At 39.3% G+C, this 20,815-nt stretch carries 22 protein-coding genes, 1 pseudogene and 1 riboswitch; of the genes and pseudogenes, 13 read left to right on the top strand and 10 right to left on the bottom strand.

Going from position 1 to position 20,815, the window contains the following annotated elements; all coding sequences use genetic code 11:
• Positions 1-37 precede the first annotated feature (37 nt).
• Complete coding sequence (locus tag M1M80_RS10315; RefSeq protein WP_003241855.1) at positions 38-232, top strand: hypothetical protein; 195 nt, start codon at positions 38-40, stop codon at positions 230-232.
• Positions 233-329: 97 nt separating this feature from the next.
• On the opposite strand, the gene M1M80_RS10310 is transcribed toward M1M80_RS10315, so the two are convergent.
• The 3 genes from M1M80_RS10310 to M1M80_RS10300 all read right to left on the bottom strand — a co-directional run bounded on the left by M1M80_RS10310 (position 330) and on the right by M1M80_RS10300 (position 2,105).
• Complete coding sequence (locus M1M80_RS10310; RefSeq protein WP_060400027.1) at positions 330-692, bottom strand: hypothetical protein; 363 nt, start codon at positions 690-692, stop codon at positions 330-332.
• Between the two features lie 178 nt (positions 693-870).
• Positions 871-993, bottom strand: a complete 123-nt coding sequence (locus M1M80_RS10305; protein ID WP_032732313.1) for a PhrK family phosphatase-inhibitory pheromone — start codon at positions 991-993, stop codon at positions 871-873.
• A complete protein-coding gene (locus tag M1M80_RS10300) occupies positions 990-2,105 on the bottom strand; it encodes a Rap family tetratricopeptide repeat protein (RefSeq protein WP_060398763.1) in 1,116 nt (371 codons plus the stop codon). The genes M1M80_RS10305 and M1M80_RS10300 overlap by 4 nt, the downstream gene beginning before the upstream one ends.
• Before the next feature lie 236 nt (positions 2,106-2,341).
• Here M1M80_RS10300 and M1M80_RS10295 point away from each other — a divergent pair, with 236 nt between their 5' ends.
• From M1M80_RS10295 to M1M80_RS10285, 3 genes are all read left to right on the top strand, one after another.
• A complete protein-coding gene (locus M1M80_RS10295) occupies positions 2,342-2,830 on the top strand; it encodes a DUF4944 domain-containing protein (RefSeq protein WP_060398762.1) in 489 nt (162 codons plus the stop codon).
• Between the two features lie 83 nt (positions 2,831-2,913).
• Complete coding sequence (oxdD, locus tag M1M80_RS10290) at positions 2,914-4,092, top strand: oxalate decarboxylase (protein ID WP_080429020.1); 1,179 nt, start codon at positions 2,914-2,916, stop codon at positions 4,090-4,092.
• 208 nt (positions 4,093-4,300) lie between these two features.
• The gene (locus tag M1M80_RS10285; RefSeq protein WP_060398760.1) at positions 4,301-4,603 is read left to right on the top strand and encodes a hypothetical protein; all 303 of its coding nucleotides are present in this window, start codon (positions 4,301-4,303) and stop codon (positions 4,601-4,603) included.
• Positions 4,604-4,990: 387 nt separating this feature from the next.
• Here M1M80_RS10285 and M1M80_RS10280 read toward each other — a convergent pair whose 3' ends face one another.
• Complete coding sequence (locus tag M1M80_RS10280) at positions 4,991-5,662, bottom strand: SOS response-associated peptidase (protein ID WP_060398759.1); 672 nt, start codon at positions 5,660-5,662, stop codon at positions 4,991-4,993.
• Positions 5,663-5,903: 241 nt separating this feature from the next.
• On the opposite strand from M1M80_RS10280, the gene M1M80_RS10275 reads away from it, so the two are divergent.
• From M1M80_RS10275 to M1M80_RS10265, 3 genes and pseudogenes are all read left to right on the top strand, one after another.
• On the top strand, positions 5,904-6,623 hold the full coding sequence (locus M1M80_RS10275; RefSeq protein WP_060398758.1) for an NPP1 family protein: 720 nt from the start codon (positions 5,904-5,906) through the stop codon (positions 6,621-6,623).
• Between the two features lie 194 nt (positions 6,624-6,817).
• Complete coding sequence (locus M1M80_RS10270) at positions 6,818-7,210, top strand: hypothetical protein (RefSeq protein ID WP_050556908.1); 393 nt, start codon at positions 6,818-6,820, stop codon at positions 7,208-7,210.
• Positions 7,211-7,482: 272 nt separating this feature from the next.
• Positions 7,483-8,084, top strand: a pseudogene (locus M1M80_RS10265) (SDR family oxidoreductase).
• Between the two features lie 226 nt (positions 8,085-8,310).
• On the opposite strand, the gene M1M80_RS10260 reads toward M1M80_RS10265, so the two are convergent.
• Positions 8,311-9,348 carry a polysaccharide lyase family 1 protein gene (locus M1M80_RS10260; protein WP_060400026.1) on the bottom strand — a complete coding sequence of 346 codons (1,038 nt, stop codon included), beginning with the start codon at positions 9,346-9,348 and terminating at the stop codon, positions 8,311-8,313.
• Positions 9,349-9,521: 173 nt separating this feature from the next.
• Between M1M80_RS10260 and M1M80_RS10255 the strand changes: the two genes are divergently transcribed.
• Both M1M80_RS10255 and exlX read left to right on the top strand, forming a co-directional pair.
• Positions 9,522-10,199: a YoaK family protein gene (locus tag M1M80_RS10255; protein WP_032732316.1), complete on the top strand. Its 678-nt coding sequence runs from the start codon at positions 9,522-9,524 to the stop codon at positions 10,197-10,199.
• Positions 10,200-10,471: 272 nt separating this feature from the next.
• Positions 10,472-11,170 (top strand): expansin ExlX, encoded by a 699-nt coding sequence (exlX, locus tag M1M80_RS10250; protein ID WP_060398757.1) that lies wholly within the window; start codon positions 10,472-10,474, stop codon positions 11,168-11,170.
• A gap of 51 nt (positions 11,171-11,221) precedes the next feature.
• Here the strand turns inward: exlX and hpaB are convergent, their stop codons facing one another.
• Positions 11,222-12,673, bottom strand: a complete 1,452-nt coding sequence (gene hpaB, locus M1M80_RS10245) for a 4-hydroxyphenylacetate 3-monooxygenase, oxygenase component (protein ID WP_060398756.1) — start codon at positions 12,671-12,673, stop codon at positions 11,222-11,224.
• Positions 12,674-12,983: 310 nt separating this feature from the next.
• Between hpaB and M1M80_RS10240 the strand changes: the two genes are divergently transcribed.
• Positions 12,984-14,669, top strand: coding sequence for a methyl-accepting chemotaxis protein (locus M1M80_RS10240; protein ID WP_060398755.1), 1,686 nt, complete (start codon positions 12,984-12,986; stop codon positions 14,667-14,669).
• 112 nt (positions 14,670-14,781) lie between these two features.
• Here M1M80_RS10240 and M1M80_RS10235 read toward each other — a convergent pair whose 3' ends face one another.
• A complete protein-coding gene (locus M1M80_RS10235; protein WP_003241886.1) occupies positions 14,782-15,075 on the bottom strand; it encodes a YozQ family protein in 294 nt (97 codons plus the stop codon).
• Between the two features lie 57 nt (positions 15,076-15,132).
• The gene (locus tag M1M80_RS10230) at positions 15,133-15,255 is read right to left on the bottom strand and encodes a hypothetical protein (RefSeq protein ID WP_003241887.1); all 123 of its coding nucleotides are present in this window, start codon (positions 15,253-15,255) and stop codon (positions 15,133-15,135) included.
• A 326-nt stretch (positions 15,256-15,581) separates the two neighbouring features.
• On the opposite strand from M1M80_RS10230, the gene M1M80_RS10225 reads away from it, so the two are divergent.
• Positions 15,582-16,508: a sugar phosphate isomerase/epimerase family protein gene (locus M1M80_RS10225; RefSeq protein ID WP_060398754.1), complete on the top strand. Its 927-nt coding sequence runs from the start codon at positions 15,582-15,584 to the stop codon at positions 16,506-16,508.
• Between the two features lie 85 nt (positions 16,509-16,593).
• Positions 16,594-16,893, top strand: a complete 300-nt coding sequence (locus tag M1M80_RS10220; protein WP_060398753.1) for a hypothetical protein — start codon at positions 16,594-16,596, stop codon at positions 16,891-16,893.
• Between the two features lie 112 nt (positions 16,894-17,005).
• Here the strand turns inward: M1M80_RS10220 and M1M80_RS10215 are convergent, their stop codons facing one another.
• Complete coding sequence (locus M1M80_RS10215) at positions 17,006-17,299, bottom strand: hypothetical protein (protein WP_060398752.1); 294 nt, start codon at positions 17,297-17,299, stop codon at positions 17,006-17,008.
• 109 nt (positions 17,300-17,408) lie between these two features.
• Positions 17,409-19,451: a molybdopterin oxidoreductase family protein gene (locus tag M1M80_RS10210; protein ID WP_060398751.1), complete on the bottom strand. Its 2,043-nt coding sequence runs from the start codon at positions 19,449-19,451 to the stop codon at positions 17,409-17,411.
• 147 nt (positions 19,452-19,598) lie between these two features.
• Positions 19,599-19,690, top strand: a riboswitch (SAM riboswitch).
• Positions 19,691-19,782: 92 nt separating this feature from the next.
• On the opposite strand from M1M80_RS10210, the gene M1M80_RS10205 reads away from it, so the two are divergent.
• Positions 19,783-20,808: a 2-hydroxyacid dehydrogenase gene (locus tag M1M80_RS10205; RefSeq protein WP_080429019.1), complete on the top strand. Its 1,026-nt coding sequence runs from the start codon at positions 19,783-19,785 to the stop codon at positions 20,806-20,808.
• The last annotated feature ends 7 nt before the right edge of the window (positions 20,809-20,815 follow it).

The following is a 20,815-nucleotide window of genomic DNA, read 5'->3' as shown; positions in this document are numbered from 1 at the left end:
AGAGCGGCATATTTCCAGAAAGGAAAGGGGAGAGTTGATGATTAGATCCATTACTTTGCCAGAGGAAAAAACGAAAATAACAGTTGGAAAACCAATCAAAGATGAGTCGAACGTCAAAGTTACTGCGATTTATGACTATAGAGAAGAACCAGAGGAAGCTTTTTGGATACACTTATCCGATGGAAGTGAAATGTTTGTCGATGATCACAAAGTCTTTATTGAATACGAATAAAGAAAGGTATCGAAATGACCAAGCAGCTGGATCATTTCCTGCAGCTTAAAATTACAAAGAAAAAGACAGTTACACCTTTGAAAAACATGCAACGCAGTTAAACATGAAAGCCGTCAATTTCAAAATTTTCTATGTCAAGATTTAGGTTTTTCAATTGTTTCAACAAAACTTCAAATTTTAGGCAATCACCGTTTTTATATTCTTCAGGAATATCTTCAGGATGAGCAATTTTCATACCAGACTCAATCCATTGTTTACGATACAATTGAAATGCAGCCTCGATTAAATGATCCGGAGTTACAATAAAGCCTAATCTGACATCATGATCCTCACTGTAGCCAAACTCAAAATCACAGCATGGACAAATATCAAACGTTTTTTGATACTCGCCTTTATATAAAGGATTTTGACTTAATCCTTTATATCCGCAAATTAAACATGAATATAATTTTTCTCTCAAATTAATCCCTCTTTTATCTGTTAATAAGTCATGATAACATTTTACCACTTTGTGGTTCTCTTGATAAGAATTAATGGGTCTAATTATACTTATTCGCCTTAAGATGTAGGGAGTTTGGAGTGATAAAAAACAAAAAGCCCACTCTCATAAGGTGGGCTATAGTTCATTGATCTTTTCCTTAACCTCCGACCGGCCTTTCAGCAACTTGGATGCTAGATGGTGAATCTGTACTCAATTGCGTTAAAGCTGCTCCACTTAATATCACAGTTAAAATAGACACGCAAAGCACTAGTTTTTTCATAAGATTCCCTCCACCTGATTCATTTTCTGTTCAGCCCAAATCTTTTCATTGAAAAAGCTTGCAGCCTCTTCAAAAGCACCTATTGTTTCAAATCTTTTTGCGGCTAAGTAAGATAATTCATCAACACTTTCAAGGTCATTTTGTTGTTTCAAAAATTCAATATGATCTATGCAATTTTTAAAGTTGTTTTTTAATTCACCGCAATAAAGGTTGTATAAGATGCTGATTTTGGCTTCGTATATGTTATTCTCCATTGATATGAGTCTTTCCTGTGCTTTATTGTAAAAATGAATGGCTTTCGCTTTTTCGTCAATTTTAAATTGTTCTTTAATCATCATGAATATTGAATGGATATAATAAATTGAATCTGCCCAAGATTCCTCTTCTAAAGCCTTTTCAAGAGACTCAATACACTCATTGGATTTGTTCCAGTCAGAATAAACGATACTGAGATTGTGATATAACTGTGCTTTCAAAAATTCATCTTTTACTTCCTTAGCAATGTTTATTGCCTCCAGATAATATTCTTCTGACTCTTCAAATCGTCTAATATCAGCATAGTTTGCTGCTGCAATCATTAATGATACAGCCAGTTTGCACTTGTAATCAGGGTATCGCTTATATATAGCGATGGCATTTTTTATGTAGTGTTGCGATACAACACTTTGTTTAACGAGAGTGTAAAGGTAGGAGACTTTGGAGTAAAATTCTGCTGCTTCGATCTCATCTGGAATTTCTGCAAGTTTTTTCTCTGCTAATCCGTATAAATTAATAGCTCGATCGTAATTTTTGTTATACGCTTCGTACATGGCTTCAAATAAATAAAAATTGTATTCCAATTTGTCGTTGGTTTTCTTAATAAAGGCTTGATTGTCTTCAGTAAAGTAAGTGTGCTTTTGTAATGGTTCTCCTCGCGATGAGTGTAACAACATCTTATGTCTTTCTTCTAATAAACTGTAATATGCAAGAACCTCCTGATCTTCTTCCATATCATCAAATTGTTTTTTTATTTCTGAGTAATACTTGATTGATTCATTAACCTTCTGTTTCTTTATAGCAATGTACCAATCATTAAGCGCAGTAGCAACAACTTCTGAAGCAATCTTGCTCATCTAAACCCCTCTTTCTCAAAATTCAAAAATATCTCACAAAGATATTACCACAATCATAGGGGATTTTGTTAAAGAATGTAATCATTTTGAAGGTAATTGACTCAATGAAATAAAAAATGCATGTAAGAGCATGTTTATAAGTTTTAATCTTGCCCCTATAACGCTTTAATTTAAGTTCTTATCAGTAACATTTTGACCCCATTTTCCTACTAAGTATGAGGGAAGTGAGGAAAATCATGAGAAAAAAGAACAACATTAAAAAATGGCTATTGATGATTGCTGCATTCTTAATAATCTGCATCGTAGCAATCATTGTAATGATCTCAGGAAACAAAGTGAAATATGAAGGCAGCGGAAGAAGCGGACTGTGGGTTTCTAACCTTGAAAAATCAGACAAGACGTCAATTGGACCTAATTACTTTCTAAATTTGTATTGGCAAGGAAGTAAGAAAGACGAGAAAAGGACTGTTGTTGAAAGAATTACTCTGTATGTAGATGGCAAAAAGTATCAAGATGATAACATAGATGAGTACGACTTATCAGAATACACTGGTGAAGAAATGCAAGGTGGAGGACACATGGAGGACCATATCGCTACCTTTAATTATATGCCTGAAGATGAAGTGATAGGACATGATGTCTTAGTGAAAGTAGAGTGGAAGACAGGCCGGAAAGAACAGACAGAAGAAATCAAATTACATAAGAATCCATGGTATAAAAGATAGCTTATTTGCTGAATTCTAGGCACAGCCATATAAGATCATGCATAGGCTGGAATAAAATCTTGTTAATTTCTAAAACGAGGTGCTTGCTGTTGGAAAAACAACCAATCAATCATGAAGACAGAAACGTGCCGCAGCCTATTCGAAGTGATGGAGCCGGGGCTATTGATGCTGGCCCGCGTAATATGATGCGAGATATTCAAAATCCAAATATACTTGTTCCGCCTGTTACAGACGAAGGTATGATTCCGAACTTGAGATTTTCATTCTCAGATGCTCCGATGAAATTAGATCACGGCGGCTGGTCACGTGAAATCACCGTCAGGCAGCTTCCGATTTCGACCGCAATTGCAGGAGTAAATATGAGCTTAACTGCGGGAGGCGTACGTGAACTTCATTGGCATAAACAAGCGGAATGGGCTTATATGCTTTTGGGACGGGCCCGCATCACCGCAGTTGACCAAGAGGGGCGAAATTTCATTGCTGATGTTGGTCCAGGCGATCTTTGGTACTTTCCCGCAGGAATTCCGCATTCCATTCAAGGATTAGAACATTGCGAATTTCTGCTTGTCTTCGATGATGGAAACTTTTCTGAGTTTTCAACATTAACCATTTCAGATTGGCTTGCACACACGCCAAAAGATGTTCTGTCTGGAAATTTTGGTGTCCCAGAGAATGCTTTTCACTCTCTTCCTTCAGAACAAGTCTATATTTATCAAGGAAATGTGCCGGGATCAGTCGCCAGTGAAGACATTCAGTCACCTTACGGAAAAGTCCCCTTGACTTTCAAATACGAGTTATTAAATCAAACCCCCATTCAAACGCCTGGGGGGAGCGTACGAATTGTGGACTCTTCTAACTTCCCGATTTCAAAAAACATAGCGGCTGCACTTGTTCAGATTGAGCCTGGCGCGATGAGAGAGCTTCATTGGCATCCCAATAGCGATGAATGGCAGTATTATTTGACAGGACAGGGACGCATGACAGTATTTATCGGGAATGGGACTGCGCGCACATTTGATTATAGAGCAGGCGACGTTGGATACGTGCCTTCCAATGCTGGACATTATATACAAAACACTGGTACAGAAACGTTATGGTTTTTAGAAATGTTCAAAAGTGACCGCTATGCAGACGTGTCACTCAATCAGTGGATGGCATTGACGCCTAAAGAATTAGTGCAAGGCAACTTGAAGGCTGGATCAGTGATGCTCGATTCGCTGCGTAAGAAGAAAGTGCCTGTTGTGAAATATCCCAGCACGTAAAGAAGTTAACCGATCACACAACGGATTTCACTATTGTTACGTTAAAAGCTGCAGTAGGGGTGAATGTTCATTAGAATACGATACACTGATATTAAATCCCTATGTAAGATACGTTATATAGGGTTTTTCGCTTGCCGAGTATTGTTATGATCTTTAAAATGTTTATGTGGAAATGATAAACATTATCTAATTGACTACGGAGGCGAGAATGAAAGCACTCACGATATTATCCAGTATTACCGCTCTTGGAATTTCAATCTTTGGACAATTACTAGGAGTGCTAGATGATTCTTACGCTGTTGGCAATGCCTGGTTTGCAGGTGTTTTAGCTGGATTGATTACACTTCTTATTTTAATTGACAGTCAAGTGATGACCAAACGCTACATAGTAAGTTTAAGTACAATTTTAGGCATTCTGGGAGTAGGATTTTTATATGTCCCAGCTGCAATAATCAACATTTTCATAAGTATTAAATTGGACAAGAAAAAGAAAGAAGAAGGCCTAAGATAAAAAATCCCTTAATTTATTTCTTAGGAGGGGAAGTGTATGGATTTACCCACATGGGCTTATATCATATTTACAATCATAGGTGCTGCAGGCTTCATAAGTTTAATGTGGTTCAGTTATTTTTCTGACAAAGCTGATCAATAAAGCGATTTTCTGCAAAGGTTAAGTTTAAATAAGCAATGTAAACCCTGTTGTAAAGGGGTTTACATTGCTTATTTATTTACGGTTTACATAATAATATTATTTTTCAGTAATGAAATTATCAATCGTATTAAACAACTAAATGATCTGTGTACTAAATATTCATTAAAACTGGAATAGATCGGCACTAAGGACTAAAGCTTATTTACAAAATCTTATTATATAGAAATTCAATCATTACATACGATTCTATGCAACAAGAAGCTCAGGTGAATTATTTTTAGGGGAGTTCACTAATGATGAAACCTGATATGCTTCCATGTCATCAGCATCATAAGGCACAAGTAAGCTTTGCAGATAATCAGGATTTGTATGTTGAGGATTCAGCCACTCTTTTTCATGATCATGAGTCAATATAACCGGCATTCGGTCATGTATATCTTTCATGAGTTCATTAGGCTTAGTTGTTATGATTGTGCAGGTGTAAAGAGGGGTCCCTTGGTTTGTTTTCCACTTTTCATATAAGCCGGCAAACGAAAAAAGAGCAGATGATTTCAGCTTGATCCGCATCGGAATTTTGGTTTTGGGATCAAGCCGTTTCCATTCATAAAAACTGTCGGCTGGAATGATGCAGCGTTTGCTGACAAGCGGTTTTCGAAAGGCCGGTTTCTCGGGTAATGTTTCAGCTCGTGCGTTGATCATTTTATAGCCGATCTTTTCATCTTTTGCCCAGGGAGGAATAAGACCCCATCTAATCATGCCTAGGCGATTATTTGATCCATCATTGATGATTGCCAGGATGCTTTGTGATGTAGCGACATTATAGCTTGGATGGTATTCGTCTTTAGGTAAAAATTGATCGATGTCAAAGTGGTCAATAATATCTTCAAATGCAGAGAATAAAGTAAACCTGCCGCACATGTCCATCATCCTTTTTGGGGTTTTTGAATATTGTACAGGCTGGATAGATGAAAATCAAAAAGGCGAAATGCTCTGCAAGCTAACGGTTGAAAACGGTCAATGATAAAAAAGGAAAGGCTAGTACCGATTATGTTTATTGATTTAAGATTCTGTAAACTTGATTGAATAGAGATTCCACTATTTGTATAATGACTTTGCAGCTTAGACTTTACATAACGAATGCGATAAGGAGGAAAGTGAAATGAAGAACATTGTGTGTGCTGTATTGATGTCATTTTTCGCTTTTATCAGCTTAGTTCCAACAGTTGATGCTGCTGTCATTGATCATGACAAAATAGTAGGGTTCAATGAAGTTGTCCCAACTACTATTTCTCAAAAAGCCGCAAAACGGTTCCAGCCGTATTTGAAGGTTTATAGCGGCTGTGTGCCCTTTCCGGCAGTAGACGCACAAGGCAATACGAGTGGCGGGTTACAGCCGACTGGAGCGCCTGAAGGGGGTTGCAGCAAACATACCGGACAAGTTTATTCACGTTCAACTTGGTATAATGGCGTGTGGGCCATCATGTATTCTTGGTATTTTCCGAAGGATGAGGCTTCTCCAAGTTTGGGTCATAGACATGACTGGGAAGGCATCGTAGTTTGGGTCGACAATCCTGCTAATCAAAATCCACAAGTTTTATCAATTGCATACTCTGGACACGGAAAATTTACAAATGTTCAACCGAATGAAAGCAATATGAAGGATACACATCCATTAATTGCTTACGACAGCACATGGCCCTTAAACCATGAATTACATATTAGTGATCATGCAGCAGGGGGCACTCAACCATTAATCGGGTGGGAAGACTTAACTCCGGCAGCGAGAAATGCTTTAAATATAACAGATTTCGGTAAAGCAAATGTTCCTTTTAATGATCCCAATTTCACGAATCATGTAATGAAGGCATGGTTTAGATAATTAATGAAGTATGATGCTGGATTAATCATTAGATTAGTTCAGCATTTTCATTACAGGATGTGTGAATTGACCCTAAAGACTTATTTATCAAAGTTTATATTGATCAAAGCTTAATATTCCAATATATTGAAATAAAAAGGCTTGGGGGAATCTAAGTGAAAAAGTTCTTCACGTTAATCTTAGCTTTGTTTTTTATGTCAATCAGTGCAGGGAATGCTTCAGCAGCTATTGTAAAAAATGAGGAAAAAGTAAGCTTTACGATGACAGAAAACCAAAAAGAGTTCATGATGTCCGATGATTCAAATCCAAATAGGTTTCCGTCTCAGTTCGGCTACAGATTCACAATTTTTGATGCGGAAGGATGCACAATTCATGCTAGACTGTTTCGCCTTTCTTTATCAGGAAATGAAATCACGCTAAGTCAGAAAGATTTCACAGGCAACCATTTCGATTTCAGCGCAACTGATCAAGCAGAAGCGATGCCGTACAAGAATCATTATTTAGAGTTAACGAAAGATCAGGGCTGTGGAGAAGTGAAAGTTAAAGGTTTATATGGTTATCAGTTTGATGAGTTATATGAATATTAATAAAAGATTGAGCGTTAAGGCCGGTCTAATACTTGGCCTTTTTTTACGTGTCTAAAGATAAGATGAAAAGGACATTGATTGAAATGTTTTTTACGCGTAGAAAAGCATGCCCGGCATAATCATCCCTCTGATATGGCAATTGGGGTGGGAGCAAGTTCGGACGAATGATTTTAAATAAGAGCAAACCTTAGCAGTTTACATGATGTGGAGAAAAATTTATTTGTTAAAATAAATATATAGTCACGTTAACTCATTGCGAAAGGGGAATATTTATGTCCAAGACGGCGATAGTTACAGGTTCTGCAGGCGGATTAGGGAGAGGCATCGCAGAGAGATTATGTAAAGATGGTTTTCGTGTAGTGCTGCATGATATCAATGAAGCATTGCTAAATGAAACGGTTTCAGATTTTAAAGAGAAACACTTTCAGGTGATTGGTGTGAAAGGTGATGTATCAAAACGTGATGACCAATTCAATTTGGTTAAAGAAACAGTAGATCAGTTTGGCCGTTTAGATGTTTTTGTAAACAATAGTCATTTGAAATGCTGGGCACATATTCAGCGACGAAGCATGCGGTGAAGTCTTTTACACATTCAGCTGCTAAAGAGTTGGCGAAGTATAACATAACAGTGAATGCATATTGTCCCGGAGTCGCAAAAACAAAAATGTGGGACAGAATTGATGAAGAAATGGTGAAACATAGTGATGATTTGCAGCCAGGAGAAGCTTTTGAAAAATTTTCTTCGGAAATAGCCCTTAAAAGATATCAAACACCTGAGGACGTTGCTAATTTGGTATCATTCTTAGCTTCAGATGCTTCAGATTACATTACAGGTCAAGCCATATTAACTGATGGCGGTCTCGTTTATAGATGATAAAAATCAATATATTGAAACTTTATAATATGAATTCTTTTTACTTGTATCAAACTGGTATAATAAAAACCGTTGAGAAGTTATCGTGAAAAAGTCATAAAGAGGAGCAAAAGGAATTGTTTCAGTACCTTCATCCAATCTGATGGAGGGAACAAGACCGCTTAAAAATAGCCTATAAGTAAAAAAGAGGCTCGGCGTTTTTTTTTTTACGCAGGCCTCTTTTATGTCAGTAGCCAAATACCAGTGTTGTACTTTGTGATCCGGCGTATTTCGTGACAAATTCTTTTGTATACTGCGGCGTTTGGACACGGTAGCTGTAATTAGATCCGGGATTCCAGGGAGTCAGCGGAGAGGTTTGCTTGTTGAGAGACGGATAGCTGCCTGTATCCTTGAAATAACCAGTGCCCTTGTCATCGAGGATTCCGCCTTTTTCACTGCCTTTTCCAAAGTAATTATATTCGGAATATATTTTTGCTTTTGTGGCAATCGTAATCGCCTGGTTAAAGTTGTTGCTGTAATTGTTTTTAACATGAAAGTATCCGTATCTCATAAGACCCGGGCCTCTTACATACAGGTTCTCAAAATAATTGTTGGCGATTGTCATGTGGGGATAGCCGTCATATTGATGCTGCGAATCATCTGGGTATCCTAAAATCAAACCGTATTTATGATTCGCGAATTTTGAGTTGCTGATCGTGATATAATCTGCTGATTTTCCGATATACAGGAGCTTGTCCAAATCACTTCCGCTTGCACTATAGCTGTGGCCTGAGAATGTGACGTGGTCAATCCAATAGTTGATGCCGGAATCTAAATAAAGCTGGATATCATTATTTCCATTAATCTGCGGACTGTGTTCAAAAGTCAGATTTTGAAAAATGACGTTTCCAGAGGCAGATGAAGTTGTTAAATAAATATTTTTTAGCGTTTTTTTCGCATATGAGCCTACGAGTGTTTTATTTGAACCAATGGTGACTGTTGTTTTCGAAGATGCGGAAAGATCATTTTGAAGCACTAAAATTTTCGGAGTTGATCCTCCTAGATGGGTTTTTAAATCATTTACGCTTTGAATGTAAACAATCTGACCGTTTTTTCCGCCCGTTGTGCTCGCTTTAGAAATGCCTTTTTCATTTTTAGCATTTCCCGCAAATCCTAAAAGGCCATTCGTTGAGGTATTTGGAAAATCGACGGCGCCTAACGCTTTTCCAGGCAAAAGAACCAATAACAAACTGAACATGGCCAACCATAAACAAAATCGTTTCATCATAATATGCTCCCTTTCAATTTTAATAAATTTCCTCGTGGGGATTATTATTACAGTTAATGGAAAGGAATAATAGGTTCTATCTTCCTAAATTAAAGCCGGGTTATTTAAAAATATACGATCGCGTTTTAAAGACACACTTTTAATTGAAATAGGAAAGGATTGATACACCGTTGACTGCAGCAGCTTATCGAAACACCTTGCTTTCGCTTTTATGTTTAACAGCTGGCATTGTGGATGTAATCGGGTATTTAAGCTTGGGACATGTGTTCACAGCTAATATGACTGGAAACATTGTATTATTGGGGTTGGCCATCGGCAAATCCCTTCAGGTCACTGTTTTTAATTCTTTGACTGCGCTAATCGGATTTATATGCGGCGTGATTATTTCAACACTGATGGTCGGAAAGGCAGAAAATACCCTTTGGCCTTCTGCTGTGACAAAAGCGCTTGCACTTGAAGCATTCATTTTATTTGTTTTTGCTTGTCTTTCTTTTTATTCGTCTTTTGTTCCTGTATACATCCTTATTATTCTCTTGAGCATTTCCATGGGGATTCAAACAATAGCAGCCAAAAAGCTGGGGATCGCAGGTATTTCTTCAACTGTGTTGACCGGAACATTGGCTTCTCTGTTAGAGGATTTGTCCGGCCGTTTGTTTTTTAAAAAGCAGAAGAAGACATTTTTAAGAGATGCTGTGTTAAGAGCGCTGGCCATTATCTTATATTGTGTAGGGGCTATTATTGTGGCTTTAGCTGAGCCTGATTTTTATTACATCATCATTTGGGTTCCGATCGTGCTGATATTTGGCATCATGATGACAGCTAAGTTAAAACTGAGCGGGGAAAAATAATTTTTCCTGCTTGGCTGTTGTCAGGCCAAAAACTCGTTTTATTTCGGTTATTGCTATAAGAATATAGCTCAGCAAATAAAAACAAGTCATTCGGCGGATGAGCATACTCATTCATTCGTATTGATTTTTTCATCAAACACTTCCTTGGATATATGAATGATAGTGAATCTGTCATAAAATATCTATGAATCTATTTCCTCTTTCAAACCAGATGGATTGAGTCTTACAATGATAATGATTCTCATTTAAAGTCTGGATTGAGGAGGGCATGTATGAAAAAGAAAATAAGTGCAGTTGTTGGCATGGTTTTGTTGATGATCCTTTGTTTTTCACCGCAAGCTTCGGCAGCATTTGATGACCTGCATGAAGGCTATGCAACGTATACAGGGTCAGGTTATTCAGGAGGAGCTTTCCTGCTGGATCCCATTCCTTCTGATATGGAGATTACTGCAATAAATCCGGCAGATCTCAATTACGGAGGAGTAAAAGCGGCACTTGCAGGTTCTTATTTGGAAGTCCAAGGGCCAAAAGGAAAAACAATTGTCTACGTTACCGATCTATACCCTGAAGGCGCTCGGGGAGCGCTCGATCTGTCACCTAATGCCTTCCGTAAAATCGGTAATATCAAAGACGGAAAAATCAATATTAAATGGCGTGTTGTCAAAGCCCCAATCACGGGCAATTTCACGTACCGGATCAAAGAAGGCAGCAGCAGGTGGTGGGCTGCAATCCAAGTCAGAAATCACAAGTATCCTGTTATGAAAATGGAATATAATAAAGACGGAAAATGGATCAACATGGAGAAAATGGACTATAACCATTTTGTCAGCACTAATTTAGGGACAGGCTCTCTCACAGTCAGAATCACTGACATCCGCGGAAAAGTTGTGAAAGACACGATTCCGAAGCTGCCTGAAAGCGGAACGTCCAATGCATATACAGTGCCGGGACATGTACAGTTTCCTGAATAAAAAATACGAAACAGCGGACCTTTTCCCGCTGTTTTTTAGTATGAATAGATATCAATCATCAACATCCGCATGTAAAAACGCTTTAATCATGTTCACTTGCTGCTGCTTTGGATAACTTGTATACAGTCTGCTTGAAATCCGAATAGGATCTCCGAAAAAGTATCTTTCGTAGTGAGTTTCCCTTGTTCCGAATGAACTCATTGTTAAATCCCAAGCCAAGCGGAAAATTTTCACACGTTCTTCAGCGTTTGTATTGGTTGCTTGGAGGTATTGATCAAGATCTTCCCGTATCTCTGAGTCAAACGCATTTTCTGTCGGCAGCGTCACCATTCCGCTAGCGCCAATTAACTGAATAATTTCAGTGAATCGAGGATATAGAGTAGGAATGATCGTACTGATGACTTGAAGAGGAATCAAACTGGGACGCATATAGCCGAATTCATCTAACTGAGCGTCATTTTCTGATTTCTCAATGAGTGCTTTGATGGTTTCCAACCCCACAATGATTTCAGAGAGTTTTTCTTGTATGTGCTGATATTCAGAAACATTAATAGTGTCGACAAGAAGCTGTGCAACTCCTAATAGAAATTCAACCTTTATCATTTGCCTAATGACGACCTGATGAAAGGTAAAGGCATGAAAGGAGCTTTTTGTCATAAAATCTTTAGCTGCTTCAACATTATCATAAAAAAACACACGATTCCATGGCACTAGTACCTGATCAAAAACAACGATTGAATCCATTTCTTCATACCTTGAGCTTAAGGGATGATTAAAGGATGATTCGCTTAATACAAATGATTCTCTTGTGATGAATTTAACGCCTTTTGTATTAGATGGAATTGAAAAAGCAAAGGCTTCATCTGTTTCAAAGAAAAATTTAGGTGCCGAAAAAACCAGGATTTCATCCGTTAACCCGCCTTGGGTTGCAAGCAGACGCGCGCCTTGTACAATTAATCCTTTTTCGGTCCTATCCATGACTTTAGCAGATATTGGTTTTTCACTGAAGCCAAAATAGGACTGTGACCGGTTCACTTGGGGAGTAATGAATGTATGGGTAAAGGAAAGATCGTGTTTAGCAGCTTGTTTATACATGTCTAGTATATGTTCCGGAAAGCAATTTTCTTTATCTCTTAAAAGCTCTGCTGAGGATGCAAAGCTCATCATGACCGTATTCATATAATCCGGACTTCTCCCCATCATTCCATGAGTATGTCTAGCCCAATGTTCAATCATGTTCCTTCTTTTTCTCAAATCACTCTTGGTTTTAGGCTGAAGATATGAGAGACCGATTGGGTCATGTTCTCCAGGAAGGCAATAAGTCATTTCATTTATTAACTCATCCTTCGTTTGCAAATCATAAAGCGAGCTTTTGGTTTTGATTATTCCTTTAAATGCAGGATGATCAGAAATGTTACCCTTTATTTTTTCGCCATCATACCATATTTCGTTTTGCAGTTTATTCAATCGGTCAATGAATTCTTTTCCATTGATGATCCCCATTTGACGTTTCGCTCCTTCAAATCATACTGCGTATTGTCATTATATTTTCGAAAGAACAGCCTGTTCAGCCAATTTGAGATAGGAAAAGCCTTTTTTAGTATGCCTTAATAGAAAAAGCGAAAAAGAGAAATTCAAATACTACGCAGACAAGTCAGCAAATTAAAGAATTGGCTTATTTACCGAGTAAGACATCACTATAAAATTTTATAAAACATGTCGATATTATTGTCATGGGCGTAAGCGAATTGCATGCCAACGCTTGAACATTATTATGTCAATCATTACATCGTGCAGAAAGGGAAAACTACACATGAAAGTGAAAACAAAATTGCTGGGGATTATATCAATATTAGTTGTTTCAATGATTGGAATTGGAGGCTCCTCTGTTTTTATGATTTCTTCTACTGTAAAAAAGAATGAAGAACTTAAAGACAAAATGGAATTCCAAAAAGAGATGAAGCAGATCCAATATCGATTGACCGGGTTATCAAATGATGAAAGAGGCTTCCTGATCACCGGAGACAAAGAATATGACGAGGGAATGAAGGAAAAAGCAGAAGATGTCTTAAAGAGCCTTGATCGGATCAATGGCTTGATTGATGAAGAGAAATATCAATCAAATATTGAAGACATTAAAACAAGTTTCACTCAGTATAGAGCTTTAAATCAGCAAGTATTAACAGCCTACTCTTCAGATCCTAAAAAAGCAGAAACCATCCATTTTGGAGAAGAAAGAACGCTAAGAAAAGACGTTGTAGATCCGGCTGTCGATAAACTGACAGATCGCCTGGATCAAGAGGTGAAGGATCTAAAAGGCGAAATACGCGGCAATGGGAAAATGAGTCAATGGTTCATCATCATTGTCACAGGGATATCAGCAATGGCAGGCATTGTTTTAAGCTTATTGCTGTTAAAGTCCATTATGGTTCCATTGAGAAGTATGAATAAGCAGCTGGAGGAAATTGCTCACGGAGAGGCTGATTTAACGAAAAAAGTCATTGTTAAAAATAAAGACGAATTTGGTCAGCTTGCTCAATCTTTCAATTCTTTTACCCAATCGTTAATTCAAATTGTAAAGCAGATCAGCAGCTCATCTGAACAAGTCGCCGCATCTTCCGAAGAATTATCAGCAAGCGCGGAAGAATCCAAATCAACTTCTGAACAAATTTCTGGGGCAATGCAGATGGCTGCCGACAGCAATGTGAAGCAAAGCTCAATGACTGAAAAGAGTGCGGAATCCATTACTGAATTATTAGACAGTATATCATCTGTTGCTTCAAATACAGGTAACATAGCGGATCTTTCTTCTTCGATGAGAGACAAGGCTGAAATAGGGTCTAAATCCGTCAACAAAATGTTAGATCAGATGAAATTCATTGATACATCTGTAGATTCAGCCGGCAATGGATTGCAGGCATTGGTAGAGAGCACAGCTGAGATTAGCGATATTTCTTCACTGATCACAAATATTTCCGAGCAGACAAATTTATTAGCTCTGAATGCAGCGATCGAGGCGGCCAGAGCCGGAGAGCAAGGAAAAGGATTTGCTGTGGTGGCAGAAGAAGTTCGGAAATTAGCTGATGAAACGAATAAATCTGCAAACCACATCCAATCGGTGGTAACAACTATCCAAAATGAATCCATTGAAACGGTGAATAACATCAAGGTTGTTCAAGAAAATGTGAGCTCAGGTATTGTTCTTTCTCAAGAGACAACAGGAAATTTCAATGAAATACTGAACCTGGTGGAACAGGTCACTTCTCAAATACAAGAAGTGGCAGCGGCAACACAGCAGCTTACATCAGGCGTTGAAGTCATTCAGCATACAGTTCATACATTGGCCGCTGGTACAAAAGAAACATCAGCAAATACAGAAGCGGTTGCAAAATCTTCACAGGAGCAGCTTAATTCAATGGAGGAAATCTCCTATGCTGCAGAATCTCTATCCCAATTAGCGGAAGAACTTCAAACCGTCATTAATCGTTTTAAATTTTAATGTGGTTACATGACGTAAAAACCCCATCTTATTCGGTGGGGTTTTTACTAACCTTCCTGCGGTTGTTTTCTAAAAACGGAGCTAACATGCTTTTAGCCTCGTTTGATAAAAACTAGTCCAAATTTTGATCGATTGTCCCTTCAAAATAGTCATCGCTGACTTGTTCATGAGTTTCAGCCAATCCTTTTTCCAATTGCGTGGTTCCTTTATAGTCCGAGGGATCAAAATATTTTCCAGCTACATCCGTGGTGTCATTAATGTTTTCTTTATTATGAGTTTGAGTATCAGCGTTTACATTCTCTGTCTTACCACTTTCATTTAAAGATTGCTGAAAATCATATTCCTTGTCTAATGAAGAAAATCTTTTGTAATCATCCGGTCTGTCTGCTCCATTTTTTTGAGCCACTTTACTCACTCCAGACTATTGAAATTTTGCGGTGTCTATGCCATTAAGGCCAAAAACTTATTTCGTTCTTTTAGGATCGGAACCATGTTTTTTAGGATCATCTGCTTTAAAAGCTGTTTCAGTCTCATGGTCATTTCTTATTTGTTCAATACTTGAATTTTGAATGCCTTTCTTACTCATTGGTTTCACCCCTTTACGAAAAGTATTGAAATATCAACTCTTCTTATTCTGTCTGTTAGGCAGGTATTCATTCGCTTTTTTTCGTTCTCTTCCCATTTAGGCAAGAGAGTAAGTTTCATGTCAGTCATATTATTTAATATGGGTAAAGGTATTTTTGAAACCTATTGTTAGCACACTGCGTATATCAGGATGCATTATAAAGCTGGAAAAACACTGTACAAAACATTTGAAAAAGAGGAAAATCAAATAAATGTGCTTTTCAACCAATATGTTATCCATTAAAAGAAAGCGCTTTATTCAATAATTTAAAAATAGAGGTGTTGGGGATGAGTATTCACATTGCTGGCGCGCCGTGCTGCTGGGGCGTTGACGATCCGAAAAATCCGTTTCTTCCCCCATGGGAGAGAGTGCTGCAGGAAGCATCACAAGCTGGTTATAAAGGGATCGAGCTGGGTCCATACGGTTATATTCCGATGGATATCGAGCGGGTTCAAGCTGAGCTTTCTAAAAACAATTTGTCCATTATTGCCGGTACCATTTTCGATGATTTAGTAACAGCGTCTCATTTAGAAAACTTGCTGCAGCAAGCAGACGATATATGTTCTCTTATGACAAAACTCCCTTTCTCTTTTCAGGAAAAGGACGGCCACTTTACACCGCCTTATTTGGTCCTGATTGACTGGGGGCATGACGAAAGAGATTACAAGGCGGGGCACCCTGATCAAGCGAAACGGTTATCTAAAAAGGATTGGAACCGTATGATGTCTCATATTCGGACAATTGCGGAACGGGCTTGGAAGCGATATGGCGTGCGGGCCGTCATCCATCCTCATGCAGGGGGCTATATTGAGTTTGAGGATGAAATTCAGCAATTATTAAAGGATATCCCATACGACATTGCGGGTCTTTGTCTTGATACAGGGCATTTGTATTATTCAAAGATGGATCCGGAACAGTGGCTCAGAGAATGTGCGGACCGTATCGACTATATCCATTTTAAAGACATTGATGAAAGTGTATATCAGCAGGTGATGGGGGAGCATATCCGCTTTTTTGATGCTTGCGCAAAAGGAGTCATGTGTCCGATCGGCCAAGGAATCATTAACTATGATTCCATTCATAAATTGCTGAAAGACATTCATTATCACGGCTACATTACCATCGAACAGGAACGTGATCCGAGAAACTCTGATACTAGTTTAAGAGATGTCAGTCAAAGCATTGCTTATTTAAAAAGTGTTGGTTACGAGTGATAGGGAACCAGAATGATTAGTGGCGAAAAAAAGGGGGAAAGACCGATACGCTGGGTAATGGTAGGAGGCGGCCGGGGAAGTCAAATTGGATACATTCATCGCTCCAGCGGCATTGCGTGATCATGACTTCCAATTAGTTGCAGGCGCATTTGATATCATTCCGGTACGTGGGAAAGAGTTCGGTATAAATTTGCATGTTTCTCCGGAACGCTGCTATTCAGATTTTCGGAACATAATTGTGGAAAACTGTGTTCGATCCGCAGATAAAGGCGCAGTTTGGGGGATTATCAATAACATGTTGAAAGCGCTACGAAAGCATACGTTATCAATCAGCAGGTACTGGTGTGGAAAGGGCATATTGAGCCGTTTGAGGAAAGAACATTGATTGTGGCTTGAGGGGTTTTTCACCGGTTATGGGCAAAGTTTTGGTGGTGGCCAATCTATACAGCTGAACTGAGAAGAGCGTGACAATGATTCTCGCTCTTCTCAGATTTGCTTTATTCACCCTGATGTTTCTCAACTAATGTGAATGTCCATTCTTTTAACATATGTTTCTGTACATACTTTTTTCCGTTTATTTCAATGTAAGGAATGTCTGTCATGTCTCCGGCTAACTGTTTTGCCTCAGTTGTCGTTATTCCTAAAAAATGTCCGATGTAAAAGTAAATATCTCGTTCTTTTATAAGCAAGGTATCACTTTTTTCATATGCTTTTGGATGGTTCATTTGCTTTAAGCCTTCACCGATAAAATAGCCAGCCAAAGCAATACCGATTCCTAAAAAAACGTCCATATGCATGCCTCCATTATGTCGATGTTATGTTATACGGGCTTGGCATACTCCGGGTTTCATTATCAACCAAAAAAAAACCGCCAGAACATGTTCTGGGCGGTTTTTTCGTTTATGCTTTTTCAATCTGCACGCGTCCTGAAAAAAAGGTGGCGCCGCCGCCCATATCGGATAAGCGATCCGGGGTAAGCGCGTTTACAAGCTGTTTTTTTCCTGGTTCATCCGCCCATAATCCTTGACTGACGACAACACCGGGCAGCACTTGTTCCCCGACTGCAGCGGTCAGCTCGCATTCTCCCCGGCTGTTCCAAATTCGTACAGGATCCCCATCAACGATTCCGTGTTCATCAGCATCTTTTGTATTGATAAAGAGCTTTGGCGTCTTTTCAAGCCTGATGTGTTTTTCGTTGTTGGAAAACGTTGAGTTTAAGAAATTATGGTTTGGCGCCGGAACATACATAAACGGATGTTCATTATCAGATACAAGAGGCGTATATGTCGGTAATGCCGGGAAACCGTCTTGTTTCATTTTTTCTGAATATAATTCTATTTTTCCGCTTGGAGTCGGAAGTTTGCCTGGAAACAGCGGCTTTTTGCGTTTCGCTTTCATAAATGAGTGCTTAGTAAGTGAATCGTAATCAATCTCCGCCAAATACGGATTATCTGGATGATCAAGCGCCTGGCGAATCAATTCTTCATCTGAGTCCTTGAGCTCTTGGTCTGTGAATCCCATTGCTTCAGCCAGTAATCGGAACACTTCAGTGTTAGACTTGCTTTCACCATATCTCTCAATCACCGGTTGCTGAAGCTGAATGTAATGGTGCCAGTAGGAGGTATAAAAATCGGTATTTTCAAAAGCGGATGTTGCAGGCAGGACAATGTCTGCGTATGCAGCCGTTTCCGTCAAAAACAAATCATGAACTACAGTAAATAGGTCTTCCCGCAGCAAGCCCTGTCTGACTTTGTTCGCTTCCGGCGCGACAACGGCCGGGTTCGTCCCGTAAATAAAAAGAGAGCGAATAGGCGGATCTGTTTCCAAAAGCACTTTGCCAAGCTGATTCATATTAAACGATCTCGGTGTGCGCCCTTTCAGTAAGTCAGGCCGCTGCAAGGCATTCGTGTTATATTCTAAAATTCCGCTGTTATGCTTAATTGCGCCGCCCCCTTTGTGCAGCCATTGGCCAGTGATTGCCGGAAGACAGGCAATCGTCCTTACAATCATCCCGCCGTTATCGTGATGCTGGATTCCGTTTCCGATTCTGATAAAAGAAGGGGAGGATTCGCCGTACATTCTTGCCAGCTGATAAATATCTTCAGTGCTGACACCGGTAATCAGTGACACCTTTTCCGGATCATACTGTTTCACGTGTTCACGGAGATCTTCATAGCCGACCGTGTATTCAGACAGAAATGCTTCATCATGAAGGTTTTCTTTAAATAAAATGTGCATGATGCCAAGGGCAAGTGCGCTGTCGGTTCCGGGTTTTATGGGAATAAACCAATCGGCGAGACGCCCTGTCTGATTTTTATGCACATCAATCACGACAATTTTGGCACCCTGTTTTCGTACTTTTTGGGCGATTGTAATTTGGTGCATGTTTGTGCTGACCGCGTTGATTCCCCAAAAAATAAATAGTTTCGTATGAATGGTTTCCTCAGGATCAATTCCCGCACTTATACCCATTGTATATTTATAGCCCTCAGATCCCGCTTTGCTGCAAATTGTCCGTTCGAGCTGACTTGAACCCATGCGGTAAAAGAAGCGGCGGTCCATACCTTCAGCTGTTAATTTTCCCATATTTCCATAAAAGCTGTACGGGAGTATGCTTTCAGCTCCCTCTTCATCAATCAGCTGTTTCCAGCGGGAGGTAATGGTATCAATTGCCTCATCCCAAGAAATCGGTTCAAATATCGCCTGACCTTTCGCACCTGTCCGTTTAAGCGGTGTAGTCAGCCGCTTTTCATCATAGATGCGCTCCGTCATGTTTCGGACTTTGTTGCATATGTTTCCGGCCGTAACAGGATGGTCGGGATCACCTTGCACTTTCACAATTTTTCCGTCTTTTTTATGTATTAATAATCCGCACTGATCCGGGCAGTCAAGCGAGCAAACGGATTTGAAAATGCCGTTTTGTTGTGTTGCAAAAGATTTCATGGCCCAGTTCCTCTCTCTAGTTAGATATTTTGTAAGAATTATAACATTTCGGATGATAACGTCAATTCTGAAAAAAGAGATTGACATCAATCTGAGACTTCTTTATGATAAACGTATTCTTCATTCTGAAAATTACATACTCAACATTTTCTATCCAGAGAGGTGGAGGGACTGGCCCTATGAAACCTCGGCAACATTATTGTGCCAATTCCAGCAAGCGTCAGCTTGAAAGATAGGAAAGCAAGGTTTATACCGGCGTCTGTCTGTAACAGGGCACGCCTATATATGAATCTCTTTCCATCTTCGGAAAGAGATTTTTTTATGAAAAAATATGATGAAAAGGATGTTTTGCACCATGACGGTTTTGGTTACAGCGCCGTACAACGAAGAAGGACGCAAAGAGCTTGAAAAATTGTTCGGCTCGGTTGCTTATCACACCTGGAAGGAGCAAGGCCGGGCATACCGGGAAGATGAAATCATTCAGCTATTAAAAGAAACAAATGCAAAAGGCTTGATTACTGAGCTTGATCAAGTAACAGACAGCGTATTTGCTTCTGTTCCCGAACTTTCATTTGTCGGTGTGTGCAGGGGAATGCCCTCCAATGTGGATGTGGCCGCAGCATCAAAAAGAGGCATTCCCGTTTTTTATACACCCGGGCGGAATGCGCAAGCCGTTGCTGAAATGTTTATCGGTAATGTGATTTCCTTTCTCCGCCATACCAGCACCTCGAATCAATGGCTGAAGGATGGAAAGTGGGACAGTGATTACCTGCAGGCTTATGTCAAATTTAAAGGAAATGAATTAACGGGAAAAACGGTCGGCATGGTTGGGTTTGGCGCCGTTGGTCAAAGGATTGCAAAACTGCTGACTGCGTTCGACTGTAAAATAAAGTATTACGATCCATACGTACAAGACGATCATCCTCAATATGAAAAAGTATCTCTTAAAACGGTTTTTTCAGACAGTGATATCGTTTCTGTCCATCTGCCTCGTACCGAGGAAACACTTGGACTGATTGATCGGGCATATTTAGATCTGATGAAAGAGAGTGCGATTTTCGTCAATACTTCAAGAGCGGTTGTGGTAAACCGTGACGATCTTTTATCTGTATTAAAAGAACATAAAATCAGAGGAGCCATTTTAGACGTTTTTTATCATGAACCTCCAGAGGAATCGGATTACAAATTGATTTCATTGCCTAATGTTCTGGCAACACCGCATCTCGCTGGAGCAACCTTTGAAGTGGAGGATCATCACGTGACGATCCTGAATGAAGCCCTCAAAAAATGGAAGGTTGAAAAAACTCTTAATATTCCGACATTGTATAACAAAGATAAGCTAAAAACAGAGGCATAAGAAAGGA

The organism is Bacillus inaquosorum, assembly GCF_023238325.1.
Lineage (GTDB): Bacteria > Bacillota > Bacilli > Bacillales > Bacillaceae > Bacillus > Bacillus inaquosorum.
This window is presented reverse-complemented; position numbering and strand designations above follow the sequence as displayed.

Bases quoted from the DNA above. Each gene is read 5' to 3' on its own strand.
- M1M80_RS10315 (WP_003241855.1), top strand. From the start codon at position 38: ATGATTAGATCCATTACTTTGCCAGAGGAAAAAACGAAAATAACAGTT.
- M1M80_RS10305 (WP_032732313.1), bottom strand. From the start codon at position 993: ATGAAAAAACTAGTGCTTTGCGTGTCTATTTTAACTGTGATATTAAGT.
- M1M80_RS10300 (WP_060398763.1), bottom strand. From the start codon at position 2,105: ATGAGCAAGATTGCTTCAGAAGTTGTTGCTACTGCGCTTAATGATTGG.
- M1M80_RS10295 (WP_060398762.1), top strand. From the start codon at position 2,342: ATGAGAAAAAAGAACAACATTAAAAAATGGCTATTGATGATTGCTGCA.
- M1M80_RS10285 (WP_060398760.1), top strand. From the start codon at position 4,301: ATGAAAGCACTCACGATATTATCCAGTATTACCGCTCTTGGAATTTCA.
- M1M80_RS10280 (WP_060398759.1), bottom strand. From the start codon at position 5,662: ATGTGCGGCAGGTTTACTTTATTCTCTGCATTTGAAGATATTATTGAC.
- M1M80_RS10275 (WP_060398758.1), top strand. From the start codon at position 5,904: ATGAAGAACATTGTGTGTGCTGTATTGATGTCATTTTTCGCTTTTATC.
- M1M80_RS10270 (WP_050556908.1), top strand. From the start codon at position 6,818: ATGTCAATCAGTGCAGGGAATGCTTCAGCAGCTATTGTAAAAAATGAG.
- M1M80_RS10260 (WP_060400026.1), bottom strand. From the start codon at position 9,348: ATGAAACGATTTTGTTTATGGTTGGCCATGTTCAGTTTGTTATTGGTT.
- exlX (WP_060398757.1), top strand. From the start codon at position 10,472: ATGAAAAAGAAAATAAGTGCAGTTGTTGGCATGGTTTTGTTGATGATC.
- hpaB (WP_060398756.1), bottom strand. From the start codon at position 12,673: ATGGGGATCATCAATGGAAAAGAATTCATTGACCGATTGAATAAACTG.
- M1M80_RS10240 (WP_060398755.1), top strand. From the start codon at position 12,984: ATGAAAGTGAAAACAAAATTGCTGGGGATTATATCAATATTAGTTGTT.
- M1M80_RS10230 (WP_003241887.1), bottom strand. From the start codon at position 15,255: ATGAGTAAGAAAGGCATTCAAAATTCAAGTATTGAACAAATAAGAAAT.
- M1M80_RS10225 (WP_060398754.1), top strand. From the start codon at position 15,582: ATGAGTATTCACATTGCTGGCGCGCCGTGCTGCTGGGGCGTTGACGAT.
- M1M80_RS10215 (WP_060398752.1), bottom strand. From the start codon at position 17,299: ATGGACGTTTTTTTAGGAATCGGTATTGCTTTGGCTGGCTATTTTATC.
- M1M80_RS10210 (WP_060398751.1), bottom strand. From the start codon at position 19,451: ATGAAATCTTTTGCAACACAACAAAACGGCATTTTCAAATCCGTTTGC.
- M1M80_RS10205 (WP_080429019.1), top strand. From the start codon at position 19,783: ATGATGAAAAGGATGTTTTGCACCATGACGGTTTTGGTTACAGCGCCG.